This window comes from Nocardioides sp. 616 (genome assembly GCF_002930065.1).
Classification (GTDB): Bacteria; Actinomycetota; Actinomycetes; order Propionibacteriales; family Nocardioidaceae; genus Nocardioides; species Nocardioides houyundeii.
Genome location: NZ_POAG01000020.1, coordinates 115,926 through 138,464, shown reverse-complemented (window position 1 = coordinate 138,464; position 22,539 = coordinate 115,926). Strand labels below are relative to the sequence as shown.

The 22,539-nt window shown below is 71.1% G+C and carries 27 protein-coding genes and 1 riboswitch; of the genes, 10 read left to right on the top strand and 17 right to left on the bottom strand.

Annotated features, from left to right (window positions below):
• Nucleotides 1-9: 9 nt before the first annotated feature.
• Entirely contained in the window at nt 10-579 is a 570-nt protein-coding gene (locus C5H89_RS14310) for a DUF1697 domain-containing protein (protein ID WP_104107658.1), read from the bottom strand.
• Nucleotides 580-648: 69 nt separating this feature from the next.
• Here C5H89_RS14310 and C5H89_RS14305 point away from each other — a divergent pair, with 69 nt between their 5' ends.
• From C5H89_RS14305 to C5H89_RS14295, 3 genes are all read left to right on the top strand, one after another.
• Entirely contained in the window at nt 649-1,455 is an 807-nt protein-coding gene (locus tag C5H89_RS14305; RefSeq protein WP_104107657.1) for a transporter substrate-binding domain-containing protein, read from the top strand.
• Between the two features lie 77 nt (nt 1,456-1,532).
• Nucleotides 1,533-2,324 (top strand): amino acid ABC transporter permease, encoded by a 792-nt coding sequence (locus tag C5H89_RS14300; RefSeq protein ID WP_104107656.1) that lies wholly within the window; start codon nt 1,533-1,535, stop codon nt 2,322-2,324.
• Nucleotides 2,324-3,088, top strand: coding sequence for an amino acid ABC transporter ATP-binding protein (locus C5H89_RS14295; protein ID WP_104107655.1), 765 nt, complete (start codon nt 2,324-2,326; stop codon nt 3,086-3,088). Before C5H89_RS14300 ends, C5H89_RS14295 begins: the two co-directional genes overlap by 1 nt.
• A 9-nt stretch (nt 3,089-3,097) precedes the next feature.
• On the opposite strand, the gene C5H89_RS14290 is transcribed toward C5H89_RS14295, so the two are convergent.
• On the bottom strand, nt 3,098-4,009 hold the full coding sequence (locus C5H89_RS14290; RefSeq protein WP_240181881.1) for a LysR family transcriptional regulator ArgP: 912 nt from the start codon (nt 4,007-4,009) through the stop codon (nt 3,098-3,100).
• 71 nt (nt 4,010-4,080) lie between these two features.
• On the opposite strand from C5H89_RS14290, the gene C5H89_RS14285 reads away from it, so the two are divergent.
• A complete protein-coding gene (locus C5H89_RS14285) occupies nt 4,081-4,680 on the top strand; it encodes a LysE/ArgO family amino acid transporter (protein WP_104107653.1) in 600 nt (199 codons plus the stop codon).
• Between the two features lie 31 nt (nt 4,681-4,711).
• On the opposite strand, the gene C5H89_RS14280 is transcribed toward C5H89_RS14285, so the two are convergent.
• The 3 genes from C5H89_RS14280 to hppD all read right to left on the bottom strand — a co-directional run bounded on the left by C5H89_RS14280 (nt 4,712) and on the right by hppD (nt 6,981).
• A complete protein-coding gene (locus C5H89_RS14280; protein ID WP_104107652.1) occupies nt 4,712-4,954 on the bottom strand; it encodes a helix-turn-helix transcriptional regulator in 243 nt (80 codons plus the stop codon).
• Nucleotides 4,954-5,631 carry a DUF2975 domain-containing protein gene (locus C5H89_RS14275; protein ID WP_104107651.1) on the bottom strand — a complete coding sequence of 226 codons (678 nt, stop codon included), beginning with the start codon at nt 5,629-5,631 and terminating at the stop codon, nt 4,954-4,956. Before C5H89_RS14275 ends, C5H89_RS14280 begins: the two co-directional genes overlap by 1 nt.
• Nucleotides 5,632-5,730: 99 nt before the next feature.
• Nucleotides 5,731-6,981, bottom strand: coding sequence for a 4-hydroxyphenylpyruvate dioxygenase (gene hppD, locus C5H89_RS14270; protein WP_104107650.1), 1,251 nt, complete (start codon nt 6,979-6,981; stop codon nt 5,731-5,733).
• 81 nt (nt 6,982-7,062) lie between these two features.
• Between hppD and C5H89_RS14265 the strand changes: the two genes are divergently transcribed.
• The 5 genes from C5H89_RS14265 (at nt 7,063) to C5H89_RS14245 (ending at nt 11,614) form a co-directional block, all read left to right on the top strand.
• Nucleotides 7,063-7,548, top strand: coding sequence for an Lrp/AsnC family transcriptional regulator (locus C5H89_RS14265; protein ID WP_205305038.1), 486 nt, complete (start codon nt 7,063-7,065; stop codon nt 7,546-7,548).
• 102 nt (nt 7,549-7,650) lie between these two features.
• A complete protein-coding gene (locus C5H89_RS14260) occupies nt 7,651-8,679 on the top strand; it encodes an iron-siderophore ABC transporter substrate-binding protein (protein ID WP_104107648.1) in 1,029 nt (342 codons plus the stop codon).
• A gap of 18 nt (nt 8,680-8,697) precedes the next feature.
• Nucleotides 8,698-9,765 (top strand): iron ABC transporter permease, encoded by a 1,068-nt coding sequence (locus tag C5H89_RS14255; protein ID WP_240181880.1) that lies wholly within the window; start codon nt 8,698-8,700, stop codon nt 9,763-9,765.
• Nucleotides 9,762-10,796: an iron chelate uptake ABC transporter family permease subunit gene (locus C5H89_RS14250; protein ID WP_104107647.1), complete on the top strand. Its 1,035-nt coding sequence runs from the start codon at nt 9,762-9,764 to the stop codon at nt 10,794-10,796. The genes C5H89_RS14255 and C5H89_RS14250 overlap by 4 nt, the downstream gene beginning before the upstream one ends.
• Nucleotides 10,793-11,614 carry an ABC transporter ATP-binding protein gene (locus C5H89_RS14245; RefSeq protein ID WP_104107646.1) on the top strand — a complete coding sequence of 274 codons (822 nt, stop codon included), beginning with the start codon at nt 10,793-10,795 and terminating at the stop codon, nt 11,612-11,614. Before C5H89_RS14250 ends, C5H89_RS14245 begins: the two co-directional genes overlap by 4 nt.
• Before the next feature lie 64 nt (nt 11,615-11,678).
• On the opposite strand, the gene C5H89_RS14240 is transcribed toward C5H89_RS14245, so the two are convergent.
• From C5H89_RS14240 to C5H89_RS14225, 4 genes are read right to left on the bottom strand one after another with little or no spacing between them, the layout of a single operon-like run.
• The gene (locus C5H89_RS14240) at nt 11,679-12,320 is read right to left on the bottom strand and encodes a helix-turn-helix domain-containing protein (protein ID WP_104107645.1); all 642 of its coding nucleotides are present in this window, start codon (nt 12,318-12,320) and stop codon (nt 11,679-11,681) included.
• 37 nt (nt 12,321-12,357) lie between these two features.
• A complete protein-coding gene (locus C5H89_RS14235; RefSeq protein ID WP_104107644.1) occupies nt 12,358-14,145 on the bottom strand; it encodes a DEAD/DEAH box helicase in 1,788 nt (595 codons plus the stop codon).
• The gene (locus C5H89_RS14230; protein WP_104107643.1) at nt 14,142-14,444 is read right to left on the bottom strand and encodes a DUF3039 domain-containing protein; all 303 of its coding nucleotides are present in this window, start codon (nt 14,442-14,444) and stop codon (nt 14,142-14,144) included. The genes C5H89_RS14235 and C5H89_RS14230 overlap by 4 nt, the downstream gene beginning before the upstream one ends.
• A 17-nt stretch (nt 14,445-14,461) precedes the next feature.
• The gene (locus C5H89_RS14225) at nt 14,462-15,052 is read right to left on the bottom strand and encodes a YqgE/AlgH family protein (protein ID WP_104107642.1); all 591 of its coding nucleotides are present in this window, start codon (nt 15,050-15,052) and stop codon (nt 14,462-14,464) included.
• Nucleotides 15,053-15,347: 295 nt separating this feature from the next.
• Here C5H89_RS14225 and C5H89_RS14220 point away from each other — a divergent pair, with 295 nt between their 5' ends.
• Nucleotides 15,348-16,028 carry a TetR/AcrR family transcriptional regulator gene (locus C5H89_RS14220; RefSeq protein WP_104107641.1) on the top strand — a complete coding sequence of 227 codons (681 nt, stop codon included), beginning with the start codon at nt 15,348-15,350 and terminating at the stop codon, nt 16,026-16,028.
• Between the two features lie 12 nt (nt 16,029-16,040).
• Here the strand turns inward: C5H89_RS14220 and C5H89_RS14215 are convergent, their stop codons facing one another.
• The 8 genes from C5H89_RS14215 to C5H89_RS14180 all read right to left on the bottom strand — a co-directional run bounded on the left by C5H89_RS14215 (nt 16,041) and on the right by C5H89_RS14180 (nt 22,500).
• On the bottom strand, nt 16,041-17,054 hold the full coding sequence (locus C5H89_RS14215) for a DUF3048 domain-containing protein (protein ID WP_162799381.1): 1,014 nt from the start codon (nt 17,052-17,054) through the stop codon (nt 16,041-16,043).
• Nucleotides 17,055-17,181: 127 nt separating this feature from the next.
• Entirely contained in the window at nt 17,182-17,853 is a 672-nt protein-coding gene (locus tag C5H89_RS14210; protein ID WP_162799380.1) for a C40 family peptidase, read from the bottom strand.
• Nucleotides 17,854-17,860: 7 nt separating this feature from the next.
• Nucleotides 17,861-18,016, bottom strand: a riboswitch (cyclic di-AMP (ydaO/yuaA leader).
• A 168-nt stretch (nt 18,017-18,184) separates the two neighbouring features.
• Nucleotides 18,185-18,958, bottom strand: coding sequence for a 3-oxoacyl-ACP reductase FabG (fabG, locus tag C5H89_RS14205; protein ID WP_104107638.1), 774 nt, complete (start codon nt 18,956-18,958; stop codon nt 18,185-18,187).
• Between the two features lie 104 nt (nt 18,959-19,062).
• The gene (locus C5H89_RS14200; RefSeq protein ID WP_104107637.1) at nt 19,063-19,473 is read right to left on the bottom strand and encodes an HIT family protein; all 411 of its coding nucleotides are present in this window, start codon (nt 19,471-19,473) and stop codon (nt 19,063-19,065) included.
• Nucleotides 19,474-19,518: 45 nt separating this feature from the next.
• Nucleotides 19,519-19,809: a DUF1905 domain-containing protein gene (locus tag C5H89_RS14195; RefSeq protein ID WP_240181879.1), complete on the bottom strand. Its 291-nt coding sequence runs from the start codon at nt 19,807-19,809 to the stop codon at nt 19,519-19,521.
• A 40-nt stretch (nt 19,810-19,849) separates the two neighbouring features.
• Complete coding sequence (locus tag C5H89_RS14190; RefSeq protein WP_205305037.1) at nt 19,850-21,112, bottom strand: DUF6596 domain-containing protein; 1,263 nt, start codon at nt 21,110-21,112, stop codon at nt 19,850-19,852.
• Complete coding sequence (locus C5H89_RS14185; protein ID WP_104107707.1) at nt 21,109-21,534, bottom strand: YciI family protein; 426 nt, start codon at nt 21,532-21,534, stop codon at nt 21,109-21,111. Before C5H89_RS14185 ends, C5H89_RS14190 begins: the two co-directional genes overlap by 4 nt.
• Nucleotides 21,535-21,741: 207 nt before the next feature.
• Nucleotides 21,742-22,500: an alpha/beta hydrolase gene (locus C5H89_RS14180; protein ID WP_205305036.1), complete on the bottom strand. Its 759-nt coding sequence runs from the start codon at nt 22,498-22,500 to the stop codon at nt 21,742-21,744.
• Nucleotides 22,501-22,539 lie beyond the last annotated feature (39 nt).

Genomic DNA, 22,539 nt, shown 5'->3' with positions numbered 1-22,539 from the left:
CCCGGCCGGTCAGCGGCACCAGCGCTCGGCCAGCGTCCGCACCACGTTGACGTTGCGCGCGGTCCCCACGCCCAGCTTGTTCATCGTGGCGCTCCCCGCGAGCTTGGACTCGTGGTAGCCGTGCTGCAGCACCAGGTGCGCCGCTCGTCCGGACACGACGAGCTGCTCCCCGGCCGCCGACCTGTCCCGCAGCGCCTCGACGGCCTCGCGGGGCGCGGGCGCCTTGAGCAGGGTGATGTAGTGCGCGGCCGGCTCCCCCAGCTCGGTCCACAGCCGGTCGGCGTGCTCGGCGACCGCGACCAGCTCGTCGGGCTCGAAGACGATCGTCGGCACCTCGAAGCCCCGGTCCGCGAGGAACGCGGCCTCCAGTGCCTGCCCCACCTCCGCGCAGGAGCCGAGCTCACTGGTGAGCAGCACGTTGCCGGTGTTGATGTAGGTCTGCACCCCGGTCCCACCGGCGGACTCGACGGCGGCGCGGATCGCGTCCTTGGGGAACTTCCGTCTGGCGCCCAGGTTGATCGCGCGCAGGAAGGCGAGGTAGGTGGCCACCGGAGCATCGTCCCGGAACAGGGGCGACATCGTCGAGCGCCACGCGTGGAACGCGTGGACCCACCTGGACAGGTGGCAGAGTGGGTTTATCGTTCGGGGATGAACTTCACTTCGATCACTTCCGGTCTGGGCGTCGCGGTCATGGCCCTGGCCCTGGCCAGCTGCGCGACCGACACCGAGACCACGACGACCGAGTCGGGCATCAACCTGGTCGACGACGGGGTGCTGACGGTCTGCACCCACCTGCCCTACAAGCCGTTCCAGTACACCGAGGACGGCAAGATCGTCGGCTTCGACGTCGACGTCGTGGACCTGGTCGCCAAGGCCCAGGACCCGGCTCTGGAGACCAAGGTCATCGACGTGCCGTGGGAGACCATCACCTCCGCGGAGGCGCTCAACACCGGCCGCTGTGACATCGCCCAGGGCGGCATGACGATCACCGACGAGCGCGCCGCGGTGATGGACTTCACCGAGCCGTACTTCGACGCCACCCAGGCGCTGCTGACCAAGGCTGGCTCCGGGTTCGACTCCCTGGAGAGCCTGGCCGGGGAGAAGATCGGCGTGCAGGAGGGCACCACCGGCGAGATCTACGTCAAGGAGAACGGTCCCAAGGACGCCAAGATCGTCTCCTACGAGGACCTCGCGCTGCTCTCCGCGGCCGTGAAGACCGGGCAGGTCGCGGCGGGCGTCAACGACAACGGCGTGCTCTACGACTACGCCAAGGTGAACCCGGACACCGAGGTGACCGCGGAGTTCGACACCGGCGAGCAGTACGGGATGTCGGTCAAGAAGGACGGCAACGACGAGCTGCTGGCCGCCTTCGACGAGGCCCTCACCACCGCGAAGGACGACGGCACCTACGACGAGATCTACGCCACCTGGTTCGGGGACGCGCCCGCGCAGTGACCCGCCCCGCGGGGACGTGACGTTCTCCCAGTGACCCGCCCCGGCGCCGGCCGGGGCCCGACCGAGCAGAGGTAGACATGGCCAGCCCACGTCAGCGCGCGCGGCGCAGCCGTTTGATCCAGTACGTCGTCCTGGTGCTGGTGCTGGTGCTGGTGGCCTCGGCGGTGGACGTGGACGAGATGAAGCGGGCGTTCTTCAACACCGAGGTCATCCGCTCGATGTTCCCCGACGTGCTGCTGATCGCACTGAAGAACACCGTCATCTACACCGCCTGCGCCTTCGCCTTCGGCCTGGTGCTGGGGTTGGTGCTGGCGCTGATGCGGCTCTCCCCCGTCGGCCCGTACCGATGGCTGGCCACCGCATTCATCGAGTTCTTCCGCGGAGTGCCGGCGCTGGTGGTCTTCCTGGCCATCGGCACCGGCGTCCCGCTGGCGTTCCCGGGGCGCGACATCCCCGGCGGCGTGCTGGGCAAGGTGACGCTGGCCCTCGGCCTGGTCGGGGCGGCGTACATGGCGGAGACCATCAGGGCCGGCATCCAGGCTGTGCCGAAGGGGCAGCTGGAGGCCGCGAGGTCCCTGGGCATGTCGCACACCCGCGCGATGATCAGCGTGGTGATCCCCCAGGCGTTCCGGATCATCCTGCCGCCGTTGACCAACGAGCTGATCCTGCTGACCAAGGACTCCTCGCTGGTCTACGTGCTGGGGGTCTACCTGGAGACCCAGGAGCTCACCAAGTTCGGCCGGGAGACCATGAACACCTCCAACAGCCTGACCGCCCTCGTCGTGGTGGGCTTCTGCTACCTGCTGATCACCATCCCGCTCTCCATCGTGGTGCGCCAGATGGAGAACCGATCCGAGAGGGCACGTTGATGACTGTGGAGGGATCGGTGGACCCGAGACGGGGCGCGGCGGCGATCGACGTCCAGGACCTGCACAAGAGCTTCGGTGACAACGAGGTGCTCAAGGGCATCGACTTCCACGTGGGCCAGGCCCAGGTGGTCTGCGTGATCGGGCCCAGCGGCTCGGGCAAGTCCACGCTGCTGCGCTGCATCAACCTGCTGGAGATCCCGACCAGCGGACGGATCCTCATCGAGGGTGCCGAGATCACCGACCCCGACGCGGACGTCGACGCGCTGCGCGCCCGGATCGGCATGGTCTTCCAGTCCTTCAACCTCTTCCCCCACATGACGGTGCTGCGCAACCTCTGCATCGCCCAGGAGAAGGTGAAGGGCCGCAAGCGTGCCGAGGCGGTCGAGATCGCGCGCCGCAACCTGGCCAAGGTCGGTCTGGCGGGCAAGGAGGACGCCTACCCCGCGCACCTCTCCGGTGGACAGCAGCAGCGGGTGGCGATCGCCCGGGCCCTGTCGATGGACCCGGACATGATGCTCTTCGACGAGCCGACGTCCGCGCTGGACCCCGAGCTGGTGGGCGACGTGCTGGCCGTCATGAAGGACCTCGCCTCCGAGGGCATGACGATGATGGTGGTCACCCACGAGATGGGCTTCGCCCGAGAGGTCGGCGACCGGGTGGTCTTCATGGACGACGGGGTCATCGTCGAGGAGGGTGACCCGGCGAAGGTGCTGGGCGACCCCCAGCACGAGCGCACCAAGGCCTTCCTCTCCAAGGTGCTCTGAGCCCGCCAGTCAGCTGAGCCAGGTCCCCGCTGCCGCCTTCACCTCGCGGGTGAGGTCCGCCATCACCTGCGACTCCAGCCGCCAGTGCTGCCAGTAGAGCGGGACGTCGACGTGCCGGCCGGGTACGAGCTCCACCAGCTGGCCCCGCTCGACGGCGTCGGCTGCCTGGAAGTCCAGGAGCATCCCCCAGCCCATCCCTCGGCGTACGGCGTTCTCGAACTGCGCGACGGACGGGATGAAGGTCGCCGGTGGCGCCAGCCGCCGCCTGGTGACCCTGCGCAGGAAGTCGTGCTGCAGGGTGTCGTTGCGGTCGAAGGTGATCATCGGCGCCCTGGCCAGCGCCGCCGGGGTCGGCCCCTCGGGCAGATGGGTCTCCCGCCAGGCCGGGCTGGCCACGCCCAGGTAGCGCATCTGCCCCAGCTTGACCACCCGGCAGCCGGGGACCGGCCGCGGGTCCGAGGTCAGCGCCGCCATCACGTCGCCGCGACGCAGGCGCTCCGCGGTGCGCGACTGGTCCGCGCGGACCAGCTCGAAGGTGACCCGGTGGTCGGCCTGCACGGCGACCAGCGCGTCGATCAGCCAGGTGTGCAGCGCGTCGGAGTTCACCGCCAGCGGCACCGCGGCGTACGGCGTGTCCTCCGCGGCGTCCTCGTCCTCGAGCAGCTCGGCGACGGCCTCCCGCTCCAGCATCTCCTGCTGTGCGGCGAGCCGCACCAGCACCTGACCGGCCTCGCTGGCCTCCAGCGGCTTCACCCGGTGCACCAGCACCCGGCCCACCCGGGTCTCCAGGGCCTTGATCCGCTGGCTCACCGCGGACGGGGTCACGTGCAGCTCGCGGGCGGCCGCCTCGAAGGTGCCGAGGCCGACGGCGGTGGCCAGGGTCCGCAGGGCGACGGGGTCCAGCTGGGTGAGGTCTTTCACACAAGACATTCTAATGATTGTCCAAAATACTTCGCTGGAGTTAAGTTGCCATCACTCCTAGCGTTGTCCCCATGTGGAACGTCCTGCTCGCCGGAATGCTGACCGGCCTTGCCCTCATCGTCGCGATCGGCGCGCAGAACGCCTTCGTGCTCCGCCAGGGCATCAAGGGCGAGGCCATGCTGCCGATCGTGCTCACCTGCCTGATCTCGGACGCCGTGGCGATCATCGCCGGCGTCTTCGGGCTCGGCGTGGTGCTCGAGCGCTGGCCGGGCGTCCTCCCGGTGGCCCAGGTGCTCGGCGGCGTCTACCTGCTGGCCTTCGGGCTGCATGCCGCGCTCCGCGCGTGGCGCCCCAAGGGCCTGGACGCCGGCGACGGGCGCCGGATGGGCGTGGGGCGCGCGGTGCTGACCACGCTCGCGCTGACCTGGCTCAACCCGCACTTCTACCTGGACACCATCCTGATGCTCGGCACCGTGGCCAACAGCTTCGGCGAGGACCGGTGGTGGTTCCTGGCCGGCGCGCTGATCGCCAGCACCTCCTGGTTCTTCGGCCTGGGGTACGGCGCCCGTCTGCTGCGCGGCTTCTTCGCCCGCCCCTCGGCCTGGCGCGTGCTCGACTCCGCGATCGCGGTCGTGATGGGCGCGCTCGGCGTCGGCCTGCTGCTGCACTGAGTCGCGGTACGCGACGACGTCCGCGGCTCGGTCAGTCGACCCGCAGGATGTCACCCGGCTGGCAGTCCAGCGCCCGGCAGATGGCCGCCAGCGTGCTGAACCGCACCGCCCGCGCCCGGCCGTTCTTCAGCACCGACAGGTTCACCACCGTCACCCCGACCCGGTCGGCGAGCTCGGTCAGCGTCATCCCCCGCGCGAGCAGCACCTCGTCGAGGTGCACGGTGACCCCGTGGGCCTCGCCATCGGCCTCGCTCTCGGTGCGCCGCGGTCCCATCAGATCGTCGCCTCGACGTCCTCACGCAGCACCACGGCGTGGACCATGATCCGGCCGGCGCTCAGCAGTCCCAAGCCGACCAGCAGAGGGACCCACGGGGATCCCGAGAGCACGAACCACTGCGTCTCCCGCCCCTCTGCCATGGACCTCAGGAGCGCGGCGTCCACGAGGCCCGCCGTGAGCGTCTCGAGGCTCCCCCACGCGATCATGTACCAGCCCAGGACGGAGAGTCCACGAGCGACCGTGGTCGAGAACACGCCTGCCGTCCTGGCGCGCCGGAGCACCCGTCGGAACCCCTCGAAGAAGCCCAAGGCGGCCACCAGGGGGAAGAGCCCCCGCACGCCCTCCAGGACCTGGGCCGTGGAGTCCGGCCTGCTGTCGCAGTACCTGATCTTCACCGGGAAGTCCGAGACCCCCGACTTCACGCCGACAGGGCCTTCCCAGGATCCGCCGCTCACCTCGCCGTGCTCGTCGAAGTAGGTGCCGTTCCCGTACCCGATCACGACTCCCGGAGCAGCCTCGACGCAGACCTCGGGGTCTCCGCGACCCACTCCCCCGATGCTGCCCGTTCCCCAGATCGCCAAGGGAATGAGCAGCAGGCTCAGCATCAGGACTCCCCAGACGAAGTAGACGCCCATCTCGATGGGTGCCAACGGATCCCTCACCTTGCGACGCATCAGCCACCCCTATCGATCATCGATACCCTGGGTGGACCGTAGGGTATCGACTTTCGATATGCAAGGGGTTCCGAGAACTCGCCTGGTGGCGACTCGGACTCACAGGTTGCCGCGGGCGTCCTGCTCGCGCTCGATGGCCTCGAAGAGCGCCTTGAAGTTGCCCTTGCCGAACCCCAGCGAGCCGTGGCGCTCGATGAATTCGTAGAAGACCGTGGGCCGGTCCCCCATCGGACGGGTGAAGATCTGGAGCAGGTAGCCGTCCTCGTCGCGGTCGACCAGGATCCTGCGCTTCTTCAGCTCCTCGATCGGCACCCGCACCTCGCCGATCCGCTCCCGCAGCGCCGCGTCGTCGTAGTAGGAGTCCGGGGTGTCGAGGAACTCGATGCCGTTGTCCCGCGCGATGTCGACGGTGCGCAGGATGTCGCTGGTGGCCAGGGCGATGTGCTGGCAGCCGGCCCCGTCGTAGAACTCCAGGTACTCGTCGATCTGCGACTTCTTCTTCGCGATCGCCGGCTCGTTGAGCGGGAACTTCACCCGGTGGTTGCCGCTCGCGACCACCTTGGACATCAGCGCGGAGTAGTCGGTGGCGATGTCGTCGCCGATGAACTCGGCCATGTTGGTGAAGCCCAGGACCTTGTTGTAGAACTCCACCCACTCGTCCATCCGGCCCAGCTCCACGTTGCCGACACAGTGGTCGACGGCCTGGAAGAGCCGGCGCGGGTGCCCCTCGCGCCGCGCGACCGTGGCGGTGCGGGCGACGTACCCGGGCAGGTAGGGCCCGTCGTAGCGGGAGCGGTCGACCAGGGTGTGCCTGGTCTCGCCGTACGTCGCGAGGGCGGCGGTGCGGACGGTGCCGTGCTCGTCGGTGACGTCGTGCGGCTCATCGAGGATGCGCGCCCCCATCGTCCGGGCGTGCTCGATGCACCGGTCCACGTCGGGCACCTCGAGCGCGAGGTCGACGACGCCGTCGCCGTGCTTGCGATGGTGGTCCAGCACCGGACTGTCCGGCGTGACGCCGCCGGTGAAGACGAACCGGGCGGAGCCGGAGCGCAGCACGAAGGACTTGGAGTCACGCGTGCCGGTCTCGGGGCCGCGGTAGGCCTCCAGCTCCATGCCCAGCGCCAGCTGGTAGAAGGTCGCGCTCTGGGTCGCATTGCCGACCACGAAGCCGATGGCGTCCATCCCGGTGACCGGGAAGGGGTCCCTGCTGGCGTCGTACTCCACCAGCCCCACGAGCTGCTTGAGCTGCTCCAGGGTCAGGTCGGCCTTGAGCTCCTCGGCGGTGAGGGCCGCCCCGGTCGAGGCCACCTCGCGGGTGGGGCCCGAGGCCCCGGGAACTGTCTGAGTCATGGCACGAGAGTGACGAGCCTCACGCAACCTGTGCAACAGTACGTCGATCCGCTAGACAGCTTGTCCACTCCAGGAGCACTCATGGACGCCCTCGACGGCACATTGATCGAGCTCTTCTCCCGCGAGCCCAAGCTGGGGGTGCTCGAGGCCTCGCGGCGCCTGGGCGTGGCCCGGGGAACCGTGCAGGCCCGGCTCGACCGACTGGCGAACAAGGGGGTGATCACCAGCTGGTCGCCGCACCTCTCGCCCGCGGCCCTCGGCTTCCCGGTCACGGCGTTCCTCACCCTGGAGATCCGGCAGGGGTCCGGCCACGACACCGTCGCGGCCCATCTCGCGCAGATCCCCGAGGTGCTGGAGGCGCACACGATCATCGGGGCCGGCGACATGTGGGCCCGCGCGGTGGCGCGCTCGAACGCGGACCTGCAGCGGGTCATCGACCGGGTGCTGACCAGCCCGGCGATCGTGCGCAGCTCCACCGTGATCACGCTCGCCGAGCAGGTGCCGCACCGAGTGCTTCCCCTGGCGAAGGCGGCCGTCCACCCATCGGTCACCCCGCCCGGCGCCTGACGCGGGTTTAGGTTAGCCTTACCAACACCACGCCGGGCTGCGACCACGGACGTGGCGTCAAGCGCCCGGGCACGCGATGTGCCCCTTCCCGAAAGGTCTCACGTGCGATCACTGCGCCTGCTGGTCGGCTCCTTGGGAGCCGCCTCCCTCCTGCTCACCGGCTGCGGCGGCTCCACAGACGACTCCGACGCGGCTGAGTCCACGTCGGACTCCTCCACCTCGGCAGCCTTCCCGCTCACCATCGAGCACGCCCTCGGCACCACCACGGTCCCGGAGAAGCCCGAGCGCGTCGCGGCGGTCAACTGGGCCAACCACGAGGTGCCGCTGGCCCTGGGCGTGGTCCCGGTCGGCATGGCCGCCGCCAACTTCGGCGACGACGACGGCGACGGCCTGCTGCCGTGGGTCACCGAGAAGCTCGACGAGCTCGACGCCGAGACCCCGGTCCTCTTCGACGAGACCGACGGCATCGACTTCGAAGCGGTCGCCGACACCGATCCCGACCTGATCCTGGCCGCCTACTCGGGCCTGACGCAGGAGGACTACGACACGCTCACCGAGATCGCGCCGGTGGTCGCCTACCCGGAGGCGCCCTGGTCGACCGAGTGGCGCGACATGATCACCGTCAGCAGCGAGGCGATGGGGATGGCCGACGAGGGCGAGCAGCTCGTGGCCGACCTCGAGGCGGAGATCGACGAGACAGTCGCCGACGCGCCCGGGCTGGCCGGCAAGTCCGCGATGTTCCTGACCCACGTGGACACCACCGACCTCAGCGAGGTCAGCTACTACACGACGCACGACACCCGGGCGAAGTTCTTCTCCGACCTCGGCCTGGCCACCCCGAAGAGCATCGAGACCGCCTCCGCGGAGAGCGAGGAGTTCTCCGGCACCCTGAGCGCGGAGCAGATCGACCAGCTCGAGGACGTCGAGATCATCGTGACCTACGGGGACGAGGAGCTGGTCAAGGCCCTGAAGGGTGACCCGCTGCTGTCGAAGATGCCGGCGGTCAAGAACGACGCCATCGTGCTGCTGCCCAACACCCCGCTGGGCACCGCCGCCAACCCGACGCCGCTCTCCATCTCCTTCGTCCTGGAGGACTACGTCACCATGCTCTCGGAAGCCGCCGGCGCCTGAGCAGGAGCTGATCAGGCCGTGAGCCCCACCCCGACCGTGTCCCGCGACCCGGTCACCACGCAGCCCGCCGGGGGCGCCGCCATCGTGCGGCGCCCCCGGCGGCTGCGCGCCGTCTGGTTCCTGGCGAGCCTGGCGGCGCTGGCCGCGCTGGGGGCGTGGTCGGTCGCGGTGGGCTCGCGCGAGGTCGCTCTCGACGACATCCTCGCCGCCCTCGGCGGGTCGAGCGAGACCCTCAGCGAGGCCGCGGTCACCAAGCGGATCCCCCGCACCCTGCTGGCCTTCACCGTGGGAGGGGCCCTCGGCCTGGCCGGGGCGGTCATGCAGGGCGTCACCCGCAACCCGCTGGCCGACCCCGGTATCCTGGGGGTCAACATGGGCGCCTCGCTCGCCGTGATCACCGGCATCGCGTGGTTCGGGCTCTCGACCCCCTCCAGCTATGTGTGGCTCGCCATCGCCGGCGCGGCCCTGTCGGCCGCCTTCGTGTACGGCGTGGGGTCACTGGGCCGAGGCGGCGCCACCCCGCTCAAGCTGGCCCTGGCCGGCACCGCGACCTCGGCGGCGTTCTCCTCCTTCATCACCGCGGTGGTCCTGCCGCGCAACGACATCGCCGGCGGCGTGCGCTCCTGGCAGATCGGTGGAGTCGGCGGCGCCTCGTTCGACTCCATCACCCTGGTGCTGCCGTTCCTGGCGGTCGGCGCGCTGCTCAGCCTGGGCGCGGCGCGCGGCCTCAACTCCCTCGCGCTCGGGGACGACCTCGCCGCCGGCCTGGGCGAGCGAGTGGCGCTGACCCGGGCCACCGCAGCCCTCGGCGCGGTCCTGCTGTGCGGCGCCGCCACCGCGGTCGCCGGCCCGATCGGCTTCGTCGGCCTGGTGGTGCCGCACCTGTGCCGGCTGCTGGTGGGCGTGGACCACCGGTGGCTGCTGCCCTTCTCGGCCGTCGGCGGAGCCGCGCTGCTGACCGCCGCCGACGTGGTCGGCCGGATCGTCGCGCGCCCCAGCGAGGTCGACGTCGGCATCATCACCGCCCTGGTCGGTGCCCCCTTCTTCATCTACGTGGTACGCCGGCACAAGGTGCACTCGCTGTGACCGCCACGACCATCGAGCGGGTCAGCCGCGGACGCAGCCGGCGTGGGGCTCGGCGCCGCGCCGTGCTCGGACTCCTGCTCGCCCTCGTCGTCGTCGCCTTCGTCACCAGCCTGATGGTGGGCCGCACCTTCTACCCCGCCTCCGACGTGGTCCGCGTCGTGCTCGGCCAGGACGTCCCCGGCGCGTCCTTCACCGTGGGCCGGCTCCGGCTGCCGCGCGCCGTGCTGGCCCTACTGGTCGGCCTCTGCTTCGGGCTCGGCGGCGTCACCTTCCAGACGATGCTGCGCAACCCGCTGGCCAGCCCCGACATCATCGGCATCAGCGCCGGGTCCAGCGCTGCCGCGGCCTTCGCGATCGTGACGCTCGGGCTGGCTGGAACGGCGGTCTCGGTCTTCGCGATCGTGGTGGGCCTGGGGGTCGCGCTGCTGATCTACCTGCTGTCCTTCCGCGACGGGGTCGCCGGCACCCGGCTGATCCTTATCGGCATCGGCGTCGCCGCCATGCTGGAGAGCGTCACCGCCTACATCCTCAGCCGCGCCGCGGCGTGGGACCTGCAGGAGGCCACTCGGTGGCTCACCGGCAGCCTCAACAGCACCTCCTGGGACGACGTACTGCCCACGGTGGCAGCGCTCGCCGTGCTGGGACCGGTGCTGCTGCTGCGGGGCCGCGACCTGGACACGCTCCAGCTGGGCGACGACGCGGCGTCCTCGGTCGGCGTCCGGGTGGAGCGCACCCGACTGGTGGCCATCGTGGCCGCCGTGGGCCTGGTCGCCTTCGCCACCGCAGCCGCGGGTCCGGTCGCGTTCGTGGCCTTCCTCTCCGGCCCCATCGCCGCCCGGATCGTGGGACCCGGCACGTCTCTCCTGCTGCCCTCCGCCCTGGTCGGCGCCCTGCTCGTCCTAGTGGCCGACCTCGCCGGCCAGTACGCCTTCGGTCACCGCTACCCGGTGGGCGTGGTGACCGGCGTACTCGGGGCGCCGTACCTGGTCTACCTCATCGTCCGCACCAACCGCGCCGGAGGCTCGTTGTGACCACTCGCCACACGCTCGACGTCGAAGACCTCACCCTCGGGTACGGCGACCGCACCGTCGTCGAGGGCCTCGACCTGGTGGTGCCGCCAGGGCGGGTGACCGCCATCGTCGGGGCCAACGCGTGCGGCAAGTCCACGCTGCTGCGCTCGATGTCGCGGCTGCTGCGCCCGCGCACCGGCCAGGTCCTGCTCGACGGCCGTCAGGTGCACCGGCTGCCGGCCAAGGAGCTGGCGCGCACCTTGGGGCTCCTCCCCCAGGCACCGCTCGCCCCGGAGGGCATCACCGTCAGCGACCTGGTGGGTCGCGGCCGGAACCCGCACCAGCGCCTGCTGTCGCGCTGGAGCGCGGCGGACGACGCGGCGGTGGCGGCGGCGCTGGAGGCTACCGACACCGTGGAGCTGTGCGACCGACCCGTCGACGAGCTCTCCGGCGGGCAGCGGCAGCGGGTGTGGATCGCGATGGCGCTCGCGCAGCAGACCGACCTGCTGCTGCTGGACGAGCCGACGACGTTCCTCGACGTCAGCCACCAGGTGGAGGTGCTCGACCTGCTGACCGACCTGAACCGCAGCCGTGGCACCACGATCGTGATGGTGCTGCACGACCTCAACCTCGCCGCCCGGTACGCCGACCACCTCATCGCGCTGGCCGGCGGGCGGCTGCACGCGGCCGGAACCCCGCACGAGGTCCTCACCGAGGAGACCGTCCGTGCCGTGTTCGGGCTGGAGTGCAGCGTCATCGTCGACCCGTTGTCGGGCCGGCCGCTGATGCTGCCCATCGGCCGGCACCACGTCGGAGCCGCCAGCACCCAGCCGGCCTGAGGGGAACCGAGCGCACCGGTCGAACAGCCCGGATGGTGCGTTCACGTCCCCCCACGGGGTCCGGTCAGCCCAGTCGGGCCGTGACCTCCTCGGCGGCCGCCAGCACCCGGGGCGCGATCACCGACTCGTCGATGGGGGTGCCGAGGGTCACGATGCCCACCGAGGCGTCCAGCCCCTGGATCCCGCGGACCGGCGCCGCCAGGCCGTGCGCCCCGGACTGCAGCTCGCCGTGGGTCACCGCGTACCGGGTGGCGGTGCTGCCGGAGCGGCTGAGCAGGATCGCCTTGCCCGCGGCGCCCTGGTTCAGCGGGTGGCGCGAGCCCACCCGGTAGGCCACGTGGAAGTCGGTCCACGACGGCTCGACCACCGCCAAGGCCAGGGCCTCGTCCCCGTCGGCCACGCTCAGGTGGGCGGTCGCCCCGACCGTCTCGGCAAGCTGGCGCAGCACCGGGACCGCGAGGTCGCGCAGCACCGGCTGCACCGCGGCGGCGAGGTGCAGGACGGCGAGACCGACGTAGAGCCGCCCCTGGGCGTCTCGGCGCACCAGGGCGTGCTGCTCGAGCGTGGAGACCAGGCGGTAGACCACGGTGCGGTTGACGCCCAGCCGATTGGCCAGCGCGGTGATGGTGAGCCCATCGGGCGACGCCGCCAGCACCGAGAGCACCCGGAGGCCACGGTCGAGCGTCTGCGAAGTCTCAGCAGCCATGCTTGCGAGTCTAGGGGCGATCCGCCCCGTTGGACCCTCAGGAGGTCTTGCGGATCGCCCAGTCCCGCAGCGCGTTGATCCTGGCATGCAGCTGCTCGGCGGTGGCCACCGCAGCCGCGGGGCCACCGCACTGCTTGCGCAGCGCCGCATGGGTGACCCCGTGCGGCTGGCCGGTGCGGTGGAACCAGGCAGCGACCAGCCCGTTGAGCTCACGCCTGAGCACGGCCAGCTGCTCGTGGGTGGAGACCTCGCTCACGACGTCGTCCTTGGGCTTGGCTGCCTTCTGGATGGCGGCGCGCTCGCTCTGGCGCGAGTGCAGCAGCTCGCGCACCTGGTCGGGCTCCAGGAGTCCGGGGATCCCGAGGAAGTCCATCTCCTCCTCCGAGCCCACGTGCACCTCCCCGGAGTGGCCGAACTCGCCGCCGTCGTAGAGCACCCGGTCGAAGGAGGCGGTGGAGCCCAGCGCCTCGAAGGGCAGACCGTCCAGCTCGTCCGAGGCGCCCTCGCCGGCCTGGGCGGCGGCGAGCAGGTCGTTCTCGGCGGCGAAGATGTCGCCCTCGTCGTTGACCTTGCGCTTGAGCACGTGGTCGCGCTGCATCTCCATCTCGGAGGCGAAGGCGAGCAGGTTCGGGGCCGAGGGCAGGAAGACCGAGGCGGTCTCGCCGCGCCGCCGGGCGCGCACGAACCGGCCCACGGCCTGGGCGAAGTAGAGGGGGGTGGCGGTGCGGGTCGCCCACACCCCGACCGCGAGCCGCGGTACGTCGACCCCCTCGGAAACCATCCGCACCGCGACCATCCAGCGGTCCTCGGAGTCGGTGAACTTGCCGATCTTCTTCGACGCCGCCTTCTCGTCCGAGAGCACCACCACGGGCGAGGCGCCGGTGATCTTCTTCAGCAGCCCCGCGTAGGCACGCGCGGAGTCCTGGTCCGAGGCGATGACCAGCCCACCGGCGTCGGGAACGTGCCGGCGGACCTCGGAGAGCCGCTTGTCCGCGGCCTCCAGGACCGCAGGCATCCAGGAGCCCGACGGGTCCAGGGCGGTGCGGAGTGCCTGGGCGTTCAGGTCCTTGGTCAGCGGCTCACCCAGGCGCGCGGCGACCTCGTCGCCGGCTCGGGTGCGCCACGTCATCTCCCCCGAGTAGGCCATGAAGAGCACCGGCCGCACCACGTGGTCGGCCAGCGCCTGGGCGTAGCCGTAGGTGTAGTCGGCCACCGAGCGCGGCACCCCGTCGGGGCCGGGGGCATAGCTGACGAACGGGATCGGGTTGATGTCGGACCGGAACGGGGTCCCGGTCAGGGCCACCCGACGGGTGGCCGGCTCGAACGCCTCACGGATCCCCTCGCCCCACGACATCGCGTCGCCGGCGTGGTGCACCTCGTCGAGGATCACCAGGGTCTTGAAGTTCTCGGTGCGGATCCGCATCGCCAGCGGGTTGACCGCCACCCCGGCGTAGGTGACCGCGATGCCCAGGTAGTCCTTGGAGGTCCGCCCCTTGCCCGCGGAGTACGTCGGGTCGATCGGGATGCCGGCGCGACCGGCGGCCTCGGCCCACTGGACCTTCAGGTGCTCGGTGGGCGCCACGATGGTGACGCGGTCGACGACGCGGCGGGCCAGCAGGTCAGCGGCCAGGGTCAGGGCGAAGGTCGTCTTGCCGGCCCCCGGCGTCGCCACCGCCAGGAAGTCGCGCGGGCTCTCGTCCAGGTACTTGGCCAGCGCCGCGGTCTGCCAGGCGCGCAGGGAGGGAGCCGTCCCCCACGCGGCGCGCTCGGGCCAGGCCGGGGAGAGCGCGGGTGTGACTAGGGCGGCCTCGTGCCGTTCCGTCACGCGCCGTTGCCTCCACCGTTGCCGCCACCACTGCCCCCGGGGCCCTTGCCCTCACCGCCGGGCTGGAGCGACTCCCAGATCTCCTTGCACTCCGGGCACACCGGGAACTTCTCCCCGGACCGGCTGGGCACCCACACCTTGCCGCACAGGGCGATGACGGGCGTACCCATGACCATCGCCTCGGTGAGCTTGTCCTTGGGCACGTAGTGCGAGAACCGCTCGTGGTCCCCCTCGTCGGTGGGGACGGTGCGCGTGTCCTCGATGGTGGAGGAACCTGGCGAGAATCCGATCTGGGTCATGGTCGGGCCAGTCTAGGTCAGTTGAGGTCGGGATCGGCAGGACGTGTGGAGTGCCACGCCAGCTCGCCGGGCTGGCGCCTCAGCACGTCGCGCCACAGGTCCACCGGGTCGGCGCGGAAGAGGTCCACCAGCTCGGAGGGGACGACGTACCAGTCGCCCCGGGCCACTTCCTGCTCGAGCTGCTGGGCCCCCCAGCCCGCGTAGCCGGCGAAGATCCGCAGCCGCGAGAGCGACCCGTCGACGAGCTCCACCGGGGTGTCGAGGTCGACCATGCCCACCGGCCCGTAGAGCTCGCGGAAGCCGACCGGCGGGTCGCGCGGGTCGGCGAGCAGGCCCAGTGCCAGCGCACCCTCGGTGCTCACGGGGCCGCCGAAGAAGAGCACCCCGGGCTCCGCCACCGTGTCCCGCCAGTCGTGCAGCACCTCGGCGACAGTCACCGCGGACGGCCGGTTGAGCACGATGCCCAGGGCTCCCCCGTCGTCGACGTCGAGCATCAGCACCACGGTCTCGGCGAAGTTGGGATCGGTCATCTCCGGGCTCGCCACGAGCAGTGACCCGCGCCGTACGGCGGTCTCGCGGTAGGCGTCCCGCCCGATCGATCCGTCCATGTCTCCATGATGACCCAGGTTCGGCGCGGAAGGTACCGGCGCAGCGGAATGGGCAGACCGGCGAAGGAGGAAAGGCAGCCCCTTCCAGCGCATCGGGGGGAGGGAGGGTGCGATCGGGAGGGACCGCGTGAGCGCCGGAAGGGACTGCCTGGAATGGGGAGCGGCACCGCGGGTGCCGCTGACTTCGTACACCTTCAACGTACGTTGGCATACCCGCGGTATGCAAACGAACCCCACGTGACCCTGGGCACACGCGACTGGTGCCAGGGCGTACGCACGGTCCTAGACTGCCCGGATGACTTCGCTGCGGACCCCGGGCGCCACCCGACGTCAGGAGTTCTCCGCCGCCACCAAGCGTGCCCTCACCGACGCCGCGGAGGAGCTCTTCACCGCCCACGGCTACGCCGCCACCTCACTCGACGCGGTGGTGGCCGGCGCCCAGGTGACCAAGGGCGCCCTGTACCACCACTTCACCGGCAAGCAGGATCTGTTCGGAGCGGTGTTCGAGCGGGTGGAGGACCAGTCGGCCCTGGCGGTGGCGCAGGCGATCGCGGGCGTGGCGGACCCCTGGGAGCAGGCCCTGGTGGGGGTGCGCACCTTCCTGGCCATCGTCCGCGAACCCCGCTACCGGCGGATCGTGGTGCAGGAGAGCCCCTCGGTGCTGGGCTACGAGGCGCTGCGCCAGCAGGAGGACCGGTCCACGTACGGCACGGTGGTCGAGATCGTCCGCAGCACCCTGTTCACCGGGTCCTGGACGATCGACGAGCCGATGCTGCACACCTTCGGCCGGATCTTCTTCGGCGCGCTGAACTCCGCCGGCGCCTCGGTCTCGGTCAGCGACGACCCTGAGGCCGACAGCCTCCGGGTGGAGGCGGTCATCGGGCTGATGCTTGCCGGCATCCGAGAGATCATGGAGTCCGGTGCCGACCTGGAGTCGGTGACCAGCTCGGCGCTCTGGCGCGCCGACCCGGCCTGAGCCACGAGGCGACTACTTGACGACCGACACCGAGCCGGTGTCCTGGGGCACCAGCTCCACCCAGGTGCGCCCGGGCGGCATCGTGAGCTCCTTGCCCTTCGCCTCCAGGTGGAGGCCGGCGGTGAGGGAGTCCTTGCTCCAGGTCCCGTTCACCACCCGGCCCCGGTGGAACAGCTGCGCCGGTCCCGAGCCCTCGAAGATCGTCTCGGGCACGAAGCTACCCGCCGGGTCCTTGTAGCCGGCGTCCCCGACCCGGACCCGCAGCACCAGCACGGTGTCTGCGGGGAACTCGTCGCCCTGGCCGGCGTACGTCGCCTGGTTGACGTACTTGCCGTCCGCGAACGCCCACGTGGTGGTGTGCCGGCCGAAGTTGGCCGACAGCGAGGTCGCCTTCTTGCCCTTGGGCAGGTCGGCGGGGTCCCCGAAGACGAAGTAGTCCTCAGGACGCGAGGAGTCGACCTTGGCCAGGGTCGCGACCTCCTTGGTCCGCGCCATCAGGTTGTACGGCGCGGAGCGGGAGGGCTCCCGGAAGAAGCCCTTGGCCCCTTCCTCGAAGAACTGGATGCCCGCTGCGTTGATGCGGTTCTTGGTGATCTGCGCGGCACCACTGGTGATCACGGTCGCGTCGACGGGCGTGACGATGCCGACGTCGCTGGCCCGCATGGAGCGCACCGGCCCCACCACGTCCGGCAGCTGGCTGTAGAAGAACGCCGCCAGTCGGGTGGTCCCGCCCTCGACGAGCTCCTCGACCACCATGTCGGCCTTGCCCAGGCCCATCTGGGGCGCCGCGCTGGAGGTGTTGTCGATCTTGGTGACCAGTACCGGCAGGTTCTTGGCCGTGGACTTGCCCTCAGCTGCCGTCAGCCCGGTGAGCGGCCACGTCTGCGGCGCCGCCGGTGACTCGGTGGACCCAGCCGCCGAGGGGCTCCCCTCCGGCGTCTCCTCGTCGCCCCCTCCCCCGCAACCGGCGAGGAGCAGGGCTGCGCTGCTGAGGAAGGCGGTGGCCAGCGGGAGGGTGCGACGCACGGTGGGCTCCGATCGGGAGGAACGAGTGACTCGGGAGAAAGTGTGCGGGCGCACCGACCCCTTCGGGGTCAGGCGCGCCCGCACAATTGTCCATCTCTTCAGTTCGGATTGCGCCGGGGGGTGAGACTCAGGCGGCGCGCACCGTGCCGGCGAACCAGCTGCTGGTCCACGGCACCGAGACGCCCACCGGGGTGCCCGGACGGGAGGAGTGCACCATCAGCGGGACACCGCCACGGCCGCGGCCGACGAAGATGCCGACGTGGTAGACGCCGCCGCCGTTGGCGAAGAACATCAGGTCGCCGGGACGCATCGCGCCCTTGGCGATGCGCCGGGTGTGACCCGCCTGGGCGCCGGAGGTGCGGGGCATCCGCGGGAAGCCGGCACGCTTGTAGGCGAACTGCACCAGGCCGGAGCAGTCGAAGGCGTTCGGGCCGGTGGCGCCGTAGACGTAGCGGTCGCCGCGCTGGGCCAGGGCGATGCCCTTGGCCCGGCCGACCTTGCGGAGCACGGCCCGGCGGGCCTGGACCCGGGCCTTGCGGGCCTGGATCCTGCGGGCCTGCACCCGGGCCTTGCGGGCCTGGACGCGCTTGGTGGCCTTCGCGGCCTTGCGGGCCTGGACGGTCTTGGCCGAGTCGGCGGTGTGACCGGAGACCAGGCGGATGTCGGAGGCGGGAGCGGCCTGCGCCGCGGTGGTGGTGCTGGTCCCGGTGAGTCCGAGGCCGAGAACCAGACCGACGGAGAGGGTGCCGAGCATGAGTGAGCGGACGAGAGTGTGGAGCTTGCGAGGGGTCGCAGACATGGAGATGTGTTCCTTTCCCACGCCTGTGAGGTGAGCTGTCGGGTTGGAGCTGGAAAGTGCTCCGCCACCCATTGGGTGACTTCACCCCGAGCCGAGCGCGCAGCGCTCGGCGTGGAACCTGTGGGTCCCCCACTCCTGCCCGACTTTCTGATGAGTCTGGAGCTGCTCCCGGACGGGCAGGACTCGGCGTACCCGGGGCAGTTTCTATTTATTGAGGTCGGTAGTCCGACTAAAAAAAGGTACACACGTCAGGGGTGCACAAGTAAAGACGGGGAGACCCCGTCACGCTCAGGGCGTGACTGAGGTCTCCCCGTCCGGGAGGTTTACCAGGTCAGCTGACCAGCTTGGCGCCACCATCGACGTACAGCGTCTGGCCGGTGATGTACGACGCCTCGTCGCTGCACAGGAACGCGACGGCGGCCGCGATGTCCTCGGGGAAGCCGACCCGCTTGACCGGGTTGTTCTCGGCGTTGAGGCGGCGGAACTCCTCGACGTCCAGACCCAGCCGCGCGGCGGTGGCGTCGGTCATCTCGGTGGCGATGAAGCCGGGGGCCACCGCGTTGGCGTTGATGCCGAAGGGGCCGAGCTCGATGCCCAGGGTGCGGGTGAAGCCCTGGACGCCCATCTTGGCGGCGGAGTAGTTGGCCTGCCCCCGGTTGCCCAGTGCGGATACGCTCGAGAGGTTGACGATCTTGCCGTACTTCTGGGCGACGAAGTGCTTCTGGGCGGCCTTGGTCATCAAGAACGCACCCTTGAGGTGGACGTTCATCACCAGGTCCCAGTCCTGCTCGGTCATCTTGAACAGCAGGTTGTCGCGGGTGATCCCGGCGTTGTTGACCAGGATGTGCACTCCGCCCAGGTCGGCCACGATGCGCTCGAAGGCCGCGTCGACCGAGGCGGCGTCCGTGACGTCGCAGCCGATGCCGATGGCCCGGACCTCGCCGGCCGAGGAGGTGAGTCGGGCGGCGGCCTCGGACGCGGCGGCCTCGTCGAGGTCGATGATGGCGACGCTGGCCCCCTCCTCCGCGAAGCGCTGGGCGGTGCCGAAGCCGATGCCGCGCGCGGCTCCGGTGATGACTGCGACTCGACCGTCGAAACGACCCATGTCAGGGATCCTCCTCTGCTGCCTGCGCAGGGTCGGTCCCTGCGCCGAGGTCACTCTAGGTGCTGAGCGACGCCCTGGCTCCGGGCGGCTAGCACAACGCCGGCTCAGCCCAGGGCTGACCTGATCCGCTCGCCGTACGCCGCCCGATCGGCCTCGTTGGCGTACGTCGTCCGGGGCCAGAAGAAGCCCCGCAGCCCGTCGCCCTTGGTGCGGGGCACCACGTGCAGGTGCAGGTGCGGCACCGACTGGCTCACGGTGTTGTTCATCGCCACGAACGAGCCCTGGGCGCCGAGCCCGGAGACCATGGCACTCGCCAGCCGCTGCGCGACCTCCAGGAAGCCGTCCCGCAGGGGGGCGGGCAGGTCGGGCAGCGTGACCACGTGCTGGCGGGGCACCAGGAGGACGTGGCCCTTGAAGACCGGACGGGTGTCGAGGAAGGCGACGAGCTCGGCGTCGGCGTGCACCACCTCGGCCGGCGCCGCCCCGGAGGCGATGGTGCAGAACAAGCAGTCCATGGGCGGCACCCTAGCCAGGAGGCCCGGTGCAGGACCTGTGCCCGCTCAGACATCGATGCTCAGCCTGAGCCGGACCACGTCGCCCACCGCCACGCCCTCGGCGCGACGCACCAGGTTCTTGACCGGGACGACGTACCCCCCGTCCTTGGGGAACAGCGACGTCGTCCAGCTGGTGCCGCCGAGGCGGGCCGCCACCGGGATCATCCCCCAGCCGTAGGTGACGGCGCCGGCGGCAGCCGCCAACAGGTCGCTGTCCTCCTCGGGCACCGTGACGAAGTGGAACGGCGACGGACCGCGCCAGTGCCACACCTCACCGCTGAACTCGAGCTCCATCATCGCGACCATCATGGCCGCCGGTCCCGATGTGCGGAAGACCTCAGCACAGGTCCTCCAGCTTGCGGCCCAGGAGGGCCCGCTCCCGGTCGTTGCCGCAGCGCCGGAGCGCCTCGGAGAGCTCGGCGCGTGCCTCGCGCATCCGGCCCAGCCGGCGCAGCAGCTCACCGCGCACGCTCGGCAGCAGGTGCGACCCGGCCAGCGCTCCGGCGGCCACCAGCTCGTCGACCAGGACCAGCGCCCGGGCCGGTCCGTGGGCCATCGAGACGGCCACGGCGCGGTTGAGCTCCACCACCGGCGACGGCGCGATCCGGCCGAGTGCCTCGTAGAGCACCACGACCCGCTCCCAGTCGGTCTGCGCCACCGATCCGGCGACCGCGTGGCACTCCGCGATGGCGGCCTGGACGCCGTAGGGGCCCCATCCCCGGCCGGTGCGCGCGGCGCGCTCCAGCGCCGCCCGCCCTCGGCGGATCGCGGCCCGGTCCCAGCGGCGCCGGTCCTGGTCCTCCAGCAGCACCGCGTCGCCCGCGTCGTCCAACCGGGCCGGGAAGCGGGCGGCGGTCAGCTCGAGCAGGGCCAGCAGACCGTGGACCTCCGACTCCTCCGGCACCAGCCGCGACAGGACGCGGGCCAGCCGCACCGCCTCCCGGGCCAGGTCGGTGCGGATCAGCTCACCACCGGAGGTGGCGCTGGACCCCTCGGTGAAGATCACGTAGACCACGCTCAGCACCGCGCCCAGCCGCTCGCGCCTCTCCTCGGCGGCGGGTACGCCGAACGGCACCCGGGCTGCTGCCAGCGTCTTCTTGGCGCGAGTGATCCGGGCCTGCACGGTCGCCGTCGGGACCAGGAAGGCCCGGGCGATCTCGTCACTGCTCAGGCCGCCGAGGACACGCAGGGTCAGCGCCACCCGCGACTCGGGCGAGAGCACCGGGTGGCAGGCGGTGAACATCAGGGCCAGGACGTCGTCGTCGATCCGGTCCGGGTCCCAGGGCAGCTCGTCGGTCGCCGGTGCCGGGTCCTGGTGCGCCATCTCGGCGTACTTGCGCTCCAGCGCCGCCCGCCGCCGGTAGAGGTCCACGGCGCGGCGCCGCCCCACGGCGAGGAGCCAGCCGCCGGGGTTGCCCGGGATCCCCTCGCGGGGCCAGGTCACCAGCGCCTCCGCCAAGGCCTCCTGCGCCAGGTCCTCGGCCAGGGAGAAGTCGCCGGTGTGCCGCGCCAGCGTGCCGACGAGGCGGGCGGACTCGATGCGCCACACCGCCTCGACGGCCTGCCGGCCCTCGGCGGACCCGGAGGACGACTGCGTCACAGCTGGCCGGTCGCCTCCCGCCACGCACGCTCCCGCTTGATCCACTCGTTGTCCTGCGGGAACTCGTCGATGCTGGCCACCCGGCGGATCTCGGCCTTCATCCCCGGCCCCGCCATCGGTGCCCGCTTGGCCCACTCGACGGCCTCCTCCTGGGACGCGACGTCGAGGATCCAGAACCCGCCGAACAGCTCCTTGGTCTCCCCGTAGGGCCCGTCGGTGACCACAGGCGGCTGCGTGGAGTAGTCCACGACGACCCCCTTGGCCGCGTCGTCCAGGCCCTCCGCGGCGACCAGCACCCCGGCGTTGATCATCTCGTCGTTGTACCGGCCCATCACCTCGAGCATCTGGTCGAAGTCGAACTCGACGTCGGCGGCTTGCTCGATCGCCTCGTCGCTGGCCCGCATGATCAGCATGTACTTCATGGTGCTCTCCTCGTCGTCCGGGTCCGGTTCGGACCCTCTCACCATGGAGTCGAACGGGGAACCCTCCGGATCGACATCCTCCGGATCGGAATTCGGCGGGGTGCAGGAAACCCCGCCTGAGCGGGGATCCTGACGCTTCGAGGGGCATGCATGCCCCTCGAAGGTCCAGGACACCCGCCTAAGCGGGTATTCCTGGGGCTGGTGGGGTCAGACCCCGGTGGCCGCAGCGATCACCCGGGCGCACTCCTCGGGGTCGTCGATCATCGGCACGTGGCCCGCACCCGGCATGGTGACGTGCCGGGCCCCCGGGACGAGGCGATGCGCGGTGACCCCGTGCACGTCTGCGGAGAAGATCCGGTCCTGCTCGGGCCAGGCCAGGGTGAGCGGGCAGGGCACCGGGTCCAGGGGCGCGATGGACTCGGTGGTGGACAGCAGGTCGAGACCGGCCGGGCAGGCCAGCAGGTCCGAGGCGGACTTCCTTGCCTCCGCCGGGGTCAGCCGGTCGCCGTGGCTGGCGATGTCGCGCATGCTCAGCCGGCGCACGGTGGCCGACCTCAACGCCAGGGGCTGCACGGGCGCGCTGATCCGGGTCAGCTGCCTGACCCGGCGCAGCTTGCCGGCCCGCTTGGTCTGGTCCGGGGCTCCCGGGGTCCAGAACCCCGCCGGCGAGAGGGCACAGACAGTCAGTGCGCGGCCTCGCCGGGCGAGCTCGATCGCCATCCAGCCGCCGAGGCTGTTGCCGGCCACGTGCACGGCGTCCAGACCGAGGTCGTCGAGGAACCGCTCGGTGTGGTCCGTCAGCTCCGCCACCGTCGCGCGCCCGGTCAGGGCGGGGCCACCGGCGTGCCCGGCCGCTGTCGGTGCGTGTACGTCGTACCGCGGCGCGAGCAGCGGAGTCACCCGCGACCAGGCTGAGCCGGACATCATGACGCCGTGCAGCAGGAGCAGGGGTGGGAGCTGGGTCACAGGGGCATCATGCCGCACCGAACAGGGCGTTCGGTCAGA

Excerpts from the sequence above, each read along its gene's own strand:
- C5H89_RS14280 (WP_104107652.1), bottom strand. The coding sequence starts at position 4,954 with ATGGGACCGCGGCGCACCGAGAGCGAGGCCGATGGCGAGGCCCACGGG.
- C5H89_RS14300 (WP_104107656.1), top strand. The coding sequence starts at position 1,533 with ATGGCCAGCCCACGTCAGCGCGCGCGGCGCAGCCGTTTGATCCAGTAC.
- C5H89_RS14295 (WP_104107655.1), top strand. The coding sequence starts at position 2,324 with ATGACTGTGGAGGGATCGGTGGACCCGAGACGGGGCGCGGCGGCGATC.
- C5H89_RS14225 (WP_104107642.1), bottom strand. The coding sequence starts at position 15,052 with ATGGACGGATCGATCGGGCGGGACGCCTACCGCGAGACCGCCGTACGG.
- hppD (WP_104107650.1), bottom strand. The coding sequence starts at position 6,981 with ATGACTCAGACAGTTCCCGGGGCCTCGGGCCCCACCCGCGAGGTGGCC.
- C5H89_RS14185 (WP_104107707.1), bottom strand. The coding sequence starts at position 21,534 with ATGAAGTACATGCTGATCATGCGGGCCAGCGACGAGGCGATCGAGCAA.
- C5H89_RS14265 (WP_205305038.1), top strand. The coding sequence starts at position 7,063 with ATGGACGCCCTCGACGGCACATTGATCGAGCTCTTCTCCCGCGAGCCC.
- C5H89_RS14230 (WP_104107643.1), bottom strand. The coding sequence starts at position 14,444 with ATGACCCAGATCGGATTCTCGCCAGGTTCCTCCACCATCGAGGACACG.
- C5H89_RS14310 (WP_104107658.1), bottom strand. The coding sequence starts at position 579 with ATGTCGCCCCTGTTCCGGGACGATGCTCCGGTGGCCACCTACCTCGCC.
- C5H89_RS14240 (WP_104107645.1), bottom strand. The coding sequence starts at position 12,320 with ATGGCTGCTGAGACTTCGCAGACGCTCGACCGTGGCCTCCGGGTGCTC.
- C5H89_RS14275 (WP_104107651.1), bottom strand. The coding sequence starts at position 5,631 with ATGCGTCGCAAGGTGAGGGATCCGTTGGCACCCATCGAGATGGGCGTC.
- C5H89_RS14195 (WP_240181879.1), bottom strand. The coding sequence starts at position 19,809 with ATGATGGAGCTCGAGTTCAGCGGTGAGGTGTGGCACTGGCGCGGTCCG.
- C5H89_RS14210 (WP_162799380.1), bottom strand. The coding sequence starts at position 17,853 with ATGTCTGCGACCCCTCGCAAGCTCCACACTCTCGTCCGCTCACTCATG.
- C5H89_RS14285 (WP_104107653.1), top strand. The coding sequence starts at position 4,081 with ATGTGGAACGTCCTGCTCGCCGGAATGCTGACCGGCCTTGCCCTCATC.
- C5H89_RS14305 (WP_104107657.1), top strand. The coding sequence starts at position 649 with ATGAACTTCACTTCGATCACTTCCGGTCTGGGCGTCGCGGTCATGGCC.
- C5H89_RS14220 (WP_104107641.1), top strand. The coding sequence starts at position 15,348 with ATGACTTCGCTGCGGACCCCGGGCGCCACCCGACGTCAGGAGTTCTCC.
- C5H89_RS14200 (WP_104107637.1), bottom strand. The coding sequence starts at position 19,473 with ATGGACTGCTTGTTCTGCACCATCGCCTCCGGGGCGGCGCCGGCCGAG.
- fabG (WP_104107638.1), bottom strand. The coding sequence starts at position 18,958 with ATGGGTCGTTTCGACGGTCGAGTCGCAGTCATCACCGGAGCCGCGCGC.